This is a genomic window from Fimbriimonadia bacterium (assembly GCA_039961735.1).
Lineage (GTDB): Bacteria > Armatimonadota > Fimbriimonadia > Fimbriimonadales > JABRVX01 > JABRVX01.
Map to the genome: position 1 here is coordinate 1 of JABRVX010000076.1, position 9,032 is coordinate 9,032.

10 protein-coding genes are annotated in these 9,032 nt (G+C 61.8%); 2 read left to right on the forward strand and 8 right to left on the reverse strand.

Translation table 11 applies throughout. From position 1 onward, the window contains the following. Positions 1–258: 258 nt before the first annotated feature. The 5 genes from HRF45_13945 to HRF45_13965 form a co-directional block, all read right to left on the reverse strand. Positions 259–1,149, reverse strand: coding sequence for a pyruvate synthase subunit beta (locus tag HRF45_13945; protein ID MEP0767622.1), 891 nt, complete (start codon positions 1,147–1,149; stop codon positions 259–261). Positions 1,150–1,152: 3 nt separating this feature from the next. After that, on the reverse strand, positions 1,153–2,313 hold the full coding sequence (gene porA, locus HRF45_13950) for a pyruvate ferredoxin oxidoreductase (GenBank protein ID MEP0767623.1): 1,161 nt from the start codon (positions 2,311–2,313) through the stop codon (positions 1,153–1,155). A 54-nt stretch (positions 2,314–2,367) separates the two neighbouring features. Beyond that, positions 2,368–4,137 (reverse strand): FAD-dependent oxidoreductase, encoded by a 1,770-nt coding sequence (locus HRF45_13955; protein MEP0767624.1) that lies wholly within the window; start codon positions 4,135–4,137, stop codon positions 2,368–2,370. Next, positions 4,134–4,694 carry a 2-oxoacid:acceptor oxidoreductase family protein gene (locus tag HRF45_13960; GenBank protein ID MEP0767625.1) on the reverse strand — a complete coding sequence of 187 codons (561 nt, stop codon included), beginning with the start codon at positions 4,692–4,694 and terminating at the stop codon, positions 4,134–4,136. The genes HRF45_13955 and HRF45_13960 overlap by 4 nt, the downstream gene beginning before the upstream one ends. Before the next feature lie 180 nt (positions 4,695–4,874). After that, positions 4,875–5,420 carry a hypothetical protein gene (locus tag HRF45_13965; protein MEP0767626.1) on the reverse strand — a complete coding sequence of 182 codons (546 nt, stop codon included), beginning with the start codon at positions 5,418–5,420 and terminating at the stop codon, positions 4,875–4,877. A gap of 27 nt (positions 5,421–5,447) precedes the next feature. Between HRF45_13965 and HRF45_13970 the strand changes: the two genes are divergently transcribed. Then, positions 5,448–5,786 (forward strand): hypothetical protein, encoded by a 339-nt coding sequence (locus HRF45_13970; protein MEP0767627.1) that lies wholly within the window; start codon positions 5,448–5,450, stop codon positions 5,784–5,786. A 32-nt stretch (positions 5,787–5,818) separates the two neighbouring features. After that, positions 5,819–6,826, forward strand: a complete 1,008-nt coding sequence (locus tag HRF45_13975; protein MEP0767628.1) for a beta-lactamase family protein — start codon at positions 5,819–5,821, stop codon at positions 6,824–6,826. Between the two features lie 3 nt (positions 6,827–6,829). Here the strand turns inward: HRF45_13975 and HRF45_13980 are convergent, their stop codons facing one another. The 3 genes from HRF45_13980 to HRF45_13990 all read right to left on the reverse strand — a co-directional run bounded on the left by HRF45_13980 (position 6,830) and on the right by HRF45_13990 (position 8,983). Then, on the reverse strand, positions 6,830–7,528 hold the full coding sequence (locus HRF45_13980) for a C40 family peptidase (GenBank protein MEP0767629.1): 699 nt from the start codon (positions 7,526–7,528) through the stop codon (positions 6,830–6,832). A 6-nt stretch (positions 7,529–7,534) separates the two neighbouring features. Next, positions 7,535–8,608: a Gfo/Idh/MocA family oxidoreductase gene (locus HRF45_13985; protein MEP0767630.1), complete on the reverse strand. Its 1,074-nt coding sequence runs from the start codon at positions 8,606–8,608 to the stop codon at positions 7,535–7,537. A gap of 168 nt (positions 8,609–8,776) precedes the next feature. Continuing rightward, positions 8,777–8,983: a hypothetical protein gene (locus HRF45_13990; GenBank protein MEP0767631.1), complete on the reverse strand. Its 207-nt coding sequence runs from the start codon at positions 8,981–8,983 to the stop codon at positions 8,777–8,779. Positions 8,984–9,032 lie beyond the last annotated feature (49 nt).

Here is a 9,032-nt window from a genome sequence, read left to right on the forward strand (position 1 = left end):
CTTCGACAGGCTCAGCATGACGTTTGCTTCGACAGGCTCAGCATGACGTTTGCTTCGACAGGCTCAGCATGACGTTTGCTTCGACAGGCTCAGCATGACGGGTCGGTATCATCAAACGGCCTGCACGACTGCTCACCCTCCTACCCCGCCACACGGAGATCTACGCTTCACCACCCATCCCTCCAGCCGAGCTCCCTATCCCTCACCACTCCGAGTGGTGAGGGATGGGGGAAAGGCACACTCGATGGTGTGGTTATCTTAGCTGCTTGCGCAGTCTCGCTGTAGGCGGTCCCAGCGCTCGTGGACCTCGGCGGTGAACTGGGCTACCATTTCCGGTGTCAGGTGCTTGAAGCGGCCTTGTACCTTCAAGTACTGCTCTACGCTTATCGGGCGCTTCGGGTGATAGGTGATGTGGTATCGGACGCCGTCTTCCACCTCATAAAGCGGAAACACGTTAGATTCCACGGCCATGCGCGCGATCTCCACCGTCATGTCCGACGCCATCTTCCAGCCGGCGGGGCATGGGGCTAGTACGTGAATGAATCGCATTCCCACGATACCTTTCGCCTTCAGGAACTTGCGCATCAAGTCCTCGGGATAGCCCACCGACGCGGTCGCGCAGTAAGGGATGCTGTGTGCGGCCATGATGCGGTCGATGTCCTTTTTTCGGTCTGCCTTGGGAGACGACTCCGGGGTGGTAGTGGTCCATGCAGAGAAAGGAGTTGCAGACGACCGTTGGATGCCCGTGTTCATATAAGCCTCGTTGTCGTAGCACACGAACAGGATGTTCTCGTTCCGCTCCGCCGCAGCCGAGAGTGCCTGCAGGCCGATGTCGAAGGTGCCGCCATCACCTGCCCACGCCATCACGGTGACATCCTCGATTCCTTGCATGTCCAATCCGGCGCGAATGCCACTAGCCGTCGCCGCAGCCGTCTCGAACGCACAGTGATACACGGGCACCCCTAGGTTGCAGTAGGGGAATGGGCCTGCAATCACCGACCAGCAGCAAGCCGGCAGTGCTATTATCGTTCGCTCTCCCAGTGCCTTCAGGGCGTAGCGCATGGCCAAGGTGGCACCGCAGCCCTGGCAGGCCAGGTGTCCTGGCCCACACAGCTCTGGGGCTCTCAGGTCTACCGCCGTCTCGGTCATCTGTTACTCCTTCAGCTCCAGCCAGATCGGTATGTCGTTACGGGTCTTGCTCTCTAGCGTCGTCTCCAGCGCGGTGCGGATGGTATTGGGTGTGATGTCGCGACCACCCAGACCGAGGATGTACGGATGGATCTCTGGTGCGGATGGCACGTTGCACATCGCTGCCTTCACTTCTTGAGCGAAAATGCCCTCGGCACCTGCGCTGATGTTACGATCCAGTACCGCCACCTTCTTCAACGGCACCAGAGCGGCTCGCAGTATCGCCGTCGGGAACGGTCGGAACACGCGTAGCTTGATCAGACCCACGGGCTTCCCCTCTTCGCGCATCTGGTCCACGGTCTCGCGGGCGGTGGCGGTCATCGAACCTGCGCACAACACCGCAACCTCGGCACCCTCACAACGATAGCACTCGATCAGCCCGTAGTCGCGACCGAATGCTTCGCGGAATCGTTTTCCCTCCTCGATGATGACATCCACGGCCTCCTCGAAGGCGAGCTGTTGTCGGTACCGCAACTCCATGTAGTGCTCGGGCGAGGTGAGTGGTCCGAAGGCGGCAGGCTTGGCTAGGTCCAGCTTGTACTCCGACCTATAGGGCGGCAGGAACGCGTCCACGCTTTCCTCATCTGGGACCTCCACCGGCTCGTAGGTGTGGGATAGTAGAAAGGCGTCCAGCACGAGCATGAGCGGCAGTCGTACCCGCTCCGCTACCTTGTATCCGAGGATTACGCCGTCCAAGACCTCTTGATTCGTCTCACAGTACCACTGCATGAGGCCCGTGTCGCGCTGGGAGAGCGCGTCGGTCTGATCGCTCCAGATGCTCCACCCCGGTGCCATCGCGCGATTGACATCCACTAACACCACCGGCAGTCGGCCCAGGCCCGCCCAGTGTAGCAACTCGTGCATCAGCGCCAACCCCTGCGCGCTGGTGGCAGTAAACGCCCGAACGCCTGCGGCGGACGCGCCGATGACACTCGCCATCGCCGAGTGCTCCGATTCCACCTTGATGAACTTAGCATCCAGCCGACCGCTCGCGCAGATCTCGGACAGCTCCTCCACGATCTGTGTCTGCGGGGTAATGGGATAAGCCGAGATCATCTGTACACGAGCGCGCATCACGCCCCACGACACGGCGTGGTTGCCCATCAACACCTTGGTGGTGACCATTCCGCCCTTCTTACCCTCCGTCGCCGTACGGGTTCCTTCCACCGTCGCCATGCGTCACACCTCTGCCCTTTCGGGGATCATCTCCATGGCAGCGCGGGGGCACTCGTGCACGCACACGCCGCAGCCTTTGCAGTAGTCGTAGTCTATCAGATAGCTACCATCCCCCATTGGGGTAATCACGGCGTCGGGGCAGTAGATGAAGCAGTTGTCGCAAGAGATGCAATTGCCACAGTGAAGGCAGCGCATCGCTTCCGATATCGCTATCTCTTCGCTGATGTCTGGGTGCACCTCCATGAAGCCAGAGGTGCGATCCTTAGGTTCCTGCTCGGGCCGCCTCTGTCGAGCCAGTTCGTCGAAGTAGAAGGTGTTCAGCAGCTCGTAGCCTGCTACTTCCGGCACGGGCTCCACCGCTTCGATCCCCTCACGCAGCACACGTAGGTAGGTCTCCATCGAGAGGCCCGGACAATCGGGAACCCTTATGCGTTTGAGCACCTCCCTAAAAGACAGGCCTCGTGCTTCGCAGTCGATCGCAATCGCCGCGCGCTTGCCACTGGCGATTGCATCAATCACGGTGCGAGGGGAGTCGGTCATGTCGCCACCAGCCCACACTCTGGGGTCGGAGGTGCGCATCTCTTCGTCGGTGGCGAGCGAGCCGCGCTCGTTGGCCAGTTCGGGCGCGAGGTCCAGCTCTGCCTCCTCCCCAATCGCTGACAAGACAAGTCCCGCGGGCAGGCGGAACTCCGAACCTGCGACTGGCTCTGGTTTTCGGCGACCGTCCGGGCCGGGTTCTCCCAGCTCCATGCGAATGCAGGTCATCGCGGCTAGGCCACTCTCGTCGTCCACCTGCGACGGCGCCACCAGGTACTCGATCCGCACTCCCTCGGCTAGCGCAGCCTCGATCTCCTCCTCGAATGCCGGCATCTCCTGCCGAGTGCGGCGATAGAGAATGGTCACATCGGCACCCAGTCGCAGCGCTGCGCGGGCCGCGTCAATGGCAGTATTACCACCACCAACTACGTAAACCTTGACAGGCACCTCTGTCCTGACACCCTGAGCAACGTCGGACAGGAAGCGCAGACCAGGCAGCACTGACGGATGCTCGTCACCCGGGACGCCCAGCCTTCGCGAACGCTGCGCGCCGAACGCCAGAAACACACGATGGAACCCCTGTTGGAACAGATCAGACACCTGCGGGGCGACGCCGGTATGGAACCGTATGCCCATCCTTCCGATGCGGTCCAGTTCTGCGTCCAGCACATCTTTGGGCAAGCGATAGCTGGGGATGCCATAGCGTAGCATGCCGCCCAACGCAGGCATTCGCTCGAACACTTCGACCTCGTGCCCCAACCTGCGTAGGTGGTAGGCGGCCCCTAGGCCAGCGGGACCCGACCCGACCACTGCCACTCGTAGTGCCTCGACTGCGGGCACGTCGTGTGGGGGAGCCGGCGGCGCATTGGCGGTCATGTCGCCGATGTGCCGCTCCAGCATGTTGATGCCGACCGAGCCCTCCATCTTCGAGCGGTTGCAGTGCGACTCACACGGGTGGAAGCACACACGGCCGAGGATGGCAGGCGAGGGATGCTCCATGCGGATGGTCTCGAGCGCCTTCTCGTATTCGCCCTTCGCTACGTACCCCATCCACCTTTCGATGGCCGTACCGGATGGACAGCCCTGCGTGCATGGTGGGGTTCGATGAGTGTAGATGGGCCGTACGTATCGCCACGAGCCGGTGCGGTTCCAACCCATGTCACCCATGGACACGCAGTTGTCCGGCATGTCGCGATAGGAGCGGAAGGTGATCTTGGTGAGGGTCTTGGGCTTCATGCGGGCACCGCCATCAGCACTGCGTCGTAGGCCGCACGGGTGGCGGCTGCGTTTTCCTTCGGTTTGATGGGTACGTTGGCCTCCACGGCGGTAGCGACCGAGTCCAAGGTGCACAGCGGCACTGCGCGCACGAATGCTCCGAGGATCGCGGTGTTGACGATGGGAGCAGCTTTGCTCCCCAACCGATGCTCCACGGCGATGCGCGAGGCATCCACCGTGGCCACCCGGAAGGCGGCGAGATCCGGGAAGCGGTCGGGTGGCTCGGGGGTGTTGATCAGCACCACTCCTCCGGATTTCAGCCCCGCGGTCGGGATGCCGGTGCCGAGCAGCGTTTCGTCTAGCACGATGATGTGGTCCGGTTCGTAGATCTCGTTGCGCAGGCGGACCTGGCTGTCGTCTATGCGGACGAACGCGGCGACCGGCGCGCCTCGGCGTTCGACCCCAAAGGACGGGAAAGCTTGCACCCACTTTCCTTCGGCAAAGACGGCTTCGGCCAAGACTTTGGAGGCCACGACCGCGCCTTGGCCCCCCCGGCCGTGGATCCGAATCTCGATCATACACAGACCTCCGTTGGTCTGAGAGGTGTCGGGGCTCCGCTCGCCGTTGAACGCGCCCCGTGGGACAGAGCCAATGACATTATACGCCAATTCGCGCACGGGGCGGTAGATTCCTCTCGTCGGGTCGTCGGGCTTTGGATTGCGCAGCGAGCCCAGAGTGCCGATATTGGCTGGCGTTGCTCAGGGCTCGCTGACGGAGCCGAAGGTCACGAACACGATGAGCAGACCGGGAAGTGCGACCATGCCATCCTCATCCAAGTCGCTGGGCCCACCCAACAATCCGAAGGTCCCCGGCTCAGCGTTCGGGTCAAGCAGGTTCACCGTGTCATCTAGGTTCGCGTCGCCGTTGACGAGGACCAGTTCCACATCCGCGATGTCACCCAGCGTGGCGTCCACGACAACCGTTCGCCGAAGCCAGTCGAGGTGGCGCGTCGAGAGAGTGAGTCGACCCGCAGGGAGCGCGAGCGCGAACATGCAGTCTCCTACTCCATAAGGCACGCCGTTCCACGTCACGCGCATCTGCACTACGCTCGGGGGAACGAACTCAGCAGAAGCGTGGCCGAAGCGAACGATCCCCGACACGGTGCGTAGCACTGCCTGCCGCTCAAAGCGAAACACGTGGGCAGCAACGTTGGTATGGCCAGGCACGATGTTGGAGGTGTCCGAGACGAACGTGCAGAAGGTGGAGCTGGTTGCGGAGTTGTGCTCGGACGCCCCACTGCACATCAGTGAGTTCCTCTCGGACATCACGGTATGGATGAACGGCGTGAGGTGGGGACATGGACCTGCCCTGCCGACTTCAGCGATGAAAGGGGCCGGCCGAACCCGAAGTGGTGGAACGACAACTGGACGCAATACGGCTTCCTGAAGATGCGGGCGGTGGACGACCCGGGCTCCTACATTGATGGCGTGCCCGTGTCCGAACTGCTTCGCACGCAGACAGGACGGGACGCTGGTCGAGATGCCTCGCGATATCCCCCTCGGGATTACAAGATGGTCGGGCGCATCGCACGTCCCTCGCTACTGCGAACGGTACGGGATAGGGTGCGCGCATTAGCGTTTCGCCTGAACTCGCGTTCTATGCCGACGTAATAGAGTGTGACATACCAGACAGAGGAGACGAAATGACATCCGCACTGCTGCTAGCGCTCACGTTGCTTCAGACCGCACCCGAGAGCGCTGCCATGGAAACGGCTTGGGACTACAGCAAGTCACACGGTGGCCAGACTATGGTAGTGCTTTACAACGGCAAGCGAGTGTTCGAGCGGTATGCCTCTGGCGGCTCCGCACGTCAACCACAGATGCTTGCAAGCGGCAGCAAGAGCTTTGTAGGCATCGCTGCGATTGCCGCGGTCGAAGACGGGCTCATCAGGCTGGACGATCGCGCTTGCGAGTCACTTACAGAATGGAAGAGGGACGCACAGAAGTCCAAGATCACCTATCGGCATCTACTGACCATGACGAGCGGACTGGACCCCGGGCTGCCCCTGGGCAGAGACCGCATCTACACCTGGAAACAAATCATCGAGCGGCCCTCGAAGTCGGCCCCTGGGAAGAGCTTCGAGTACGGCTCGACGCATCTCATTGTATTTGCCGAGGCGCTTCAGCGAAAGCTGAAGGGGGAGACCTTCGAGGCATACCTCGAGCGACGTGTTTTTCGTCCTCTGGGCGTAAAGGTAGAGTGGCAGTTGCGCAACGCCGACGGTAACCCACAGGTAGCGGGGGGTGCTGCGATGACCGCACGCGACTGGGCCACCTTCGGGGAGTGGGTGCGGCTCAAGGGCAAACACGGAGGCAAGCAGATCATTCGAGCATCGCTCTTCGACGAACTGGCAAAGGGCACTCCGCAGAATCCCGCCTATGGCCTGACATGGTGGTTGGTCAAGCCCGTAACCGACCAACACAAGCGCGACATCCCGCTCATCCGCACGGAACTAAGCAGCCTGTTGGAGCAGTCCTGGGTGCCGAAGGACGCACTGATAGCCGCAGGTCTGGGCAAGCAACGGTTGTACGTCATCCGGTCACGCAATCTGGTAGTAGTTCGTCAAGGGCCGCTGTTCGGCGGGAATCGATTCGATGACGCGGAGTTCATGAGCCGACTTCTTCGCAGTAAACCCGCGTCGGCTCGCTGAGGGCTATCTTCTGGCAGCTACCAACTTGTTGCGCCACTTCGCGTCGAAGAGCGTGTCAACCGACACGCCGCCCTTCGAGCGCGCAGAGTGGATGAAGTTTCCGCCACCCATGTAGATGCCTGTATGCGAGATGCGCGTTCGCGAGGCATCACAGAAGTAGAGGCGATCACCGGGCTGCAGGTGCTCGAGGCGCAAGATGGGTGTTCCCACTTTGGCCTGCTGTGCCGCGGTGCGTGGTAGGTTTTGACCTATCTGCCCGTACAGCTTCTTCACGAAGCCAGAGCAGTCCACACCACCCTGCAAATCGTTACCACCCCACACGTAGGGTGTGCCGACGTACTTGCGGGCCTCCTCGACTACCTTGTCGCCTTTGCGAGATGCGAGCTGCTGCTGATCGCGTGGCGGCTCCTGTTCGGGCCAGTAAGCAACATAGTCGGTGACATCCACGAAAGCGGCTTTGATCCAGCCGAGCCGGCCGTCCGCCATCACCACGCCAGCCCAAGGGTCTTCCACCACTCGAACCACTAGCTGCATACCGGGCTTTGCCAGGAAGTACTTGTGCGAGTTGGAGCTCTTCTCGGCGAAGATGCCGCCTTCTTTCTTCACGACGGCGACATACCCGGCAACTCGGCCCTGAGACCAAGCGCCGAGCGCGGTCAGTATCCCCAGCAGTATCAGCAGCAGTCGCAATCTCGATCTCATAGGCACCTATACTCGCAGGTCTACCGGCTCCTCCTTGCCAGTCTCCGAGCTCTTGTACAGCGCATCGAAGATAGCGTTCAGCATCAGCCCCTGCTCGCCCGGCACGGGCGAGGGCTTGTTCTTTCTTATCGCTTCCACGAACGCGGCGGTTTCCGCATCGTAGGGATTCACCTTCGGCAAGAATACCGGTCTCTGGTCCACCAGAGCACCGTCCGCTTCGGTATAGACCTCCAGTGGCGGCTCATCCATCGGCTGCAGGCGAACCCCAGCCTTCTCTCCGAGGATCTCAGTCGCGAACACGTCATTCTTGATATTGGCGCAGAAGCTGCTTTCCAACACCACCACCGCGCCGTTCTCGAATCGGATGTAGCCGACGGCGAAGTCCTCGACCGTAAAGTTTTTGTAGTCCCACTTGCCGAACAAGCCCACGACGTTGGGCTTGTCTCCGAACTTTACGAAGGTCTTGCCCAAAGTGGACACGGCCTTCGGGTAGCCCATCAGGAAGAGGGTGAGGTCGAGAATGTGCACACCGATGTCAATCAGCGGCCCTCCGCCCTGCTTCTCCTTGTCGGTGAATACACCCCAACTCGGGATGCCGCGACGCCTGAGAGCCTGAGCACGGGCGTAGTACACGGGGCCCAGCTTGCCCGCTTCGATGAACCGTTTCAGGTACTGCGCGTGCGAGGTGAAGCGCCACTGGAGCGCGACCTGCAAGATCTTGCCGGCGTCTCGTGCAGCTTTTACCATCCTGCGACCCTCGTCCGCGTTGCGTGCAAGCGGTTTCTCGCACAGCACGTGCTTGCCGGCTTTGAACGCAGCAACCGCAGGGTCTACGTGCAGGTAGTTGGGGGTGCAGATGCTGACCGCGTCCACGGCAGGATTTGCGATCAGCTTCTTGTAGTCGGTGTAGACGTTGGGGACTTCGAACTTCTCGGCCGCTGCTCGGACGGCCTTCTCGTCCACGTCGGCGACGGCGACGATCTCGCACTCGTCCTTAAGCTTGCTGAAACCCGGCATGTGCGTCGAGACGGCGATGCCTCCGGTGCCGATGATGCCTATGCCGATCTTCTTCTTGGCCACGCGTGCCCTCCTTGGTTTGCCTCCGGCCTCCCTACCCACTCGCTAGGATACCCGGAGGCAGACCGGGCACACGATGCGGGACGACGGCGATGGGCCTGCGCATTCAGCTTCCAGCACGCTTCCTCGGGCCGCTGCGCGCCCGGTAGATGCCGAGGACAGCCGGCGCGGTCACTCCAAGCGTCGCACCGGCTTCGGGACCGGGGTGGAGAGGTAGAGAGACCACTCGAACGTGGCGGGGTCGGCCACCGTCCAGAGGACCTCGCCGCGGTCGTTCAGGTTGCACACCCGGACGCCGCTGTAGTTCGTCACTCCCACCCCGGCGACCAGGTTCACGTCGTTGACGAAGAGGTCGTTCCAGCAGTGCGAGCCGATCACGCGCGCGTCCTAATGGGTGGCACGTGGCACGGGCGTCCCGCCCGTGTGA

Excerpts from the sequence above, each read along its gene's own strand:
- HRF45_13945 (MEP0767622.1), bottom strand. The coding sequence starts at position 1,149 with ATGACCGAGACGGCGGTAGACCTGAGAGCCCCAGAGCTGTGTGGGCCA.
- porA (MEP0767623.1), bottom strand. The coding sequence starts at position 2,313 with ATGGTCACCACCAAGGTGTTGATGGGCAACCACGCCGTGTCGTGGGGC.
- HRF45_13955 (MEP0767624.1), bottom strand. The coding sequence starts at position 4,137 with ATGAAGCCCAAGACCCTCACCAAGATCACCTTCCGCTCCTATCGCGAC.
- HRF45_13960 (MEP0767625.1), bottom strand. The coding sequence starts at position 4,694 with ATGATCGAGATTCGGATCCACGGCCGGGGGGGCCAAGGCGCGGTCGTG.
- HRF45_13965 (MEP0767626.1), bottom strand. The coding sequence starts at position 5,420 with ATGTGCAGTGGGGCGTCCGAGCACAACTCCGCAACCAGCTCCACCTTC.
- HRF45_13970 (MEP0767627.1), top strand. The coding sequence starts at position 5,448 with ATGGATGAACGGCGTGAGGTGGGGACATGGACCTGCCCTGCCGACTTC.
- HRF45_13975 (MEP0767628.1), top strand. The coding sequence starts at position 5,819 with ATGACATCCGCACTGCTGCTAGCGCTCACGTTGCTTCAGACCGCACCC.
- HRF45_13980 (MEP0767629.1), bottom strand. The coding sequence starts at position 7,528 with ATGAGATCGAGATTGCGACTGCTGCTGATACTGCTGGGGATACTGACC.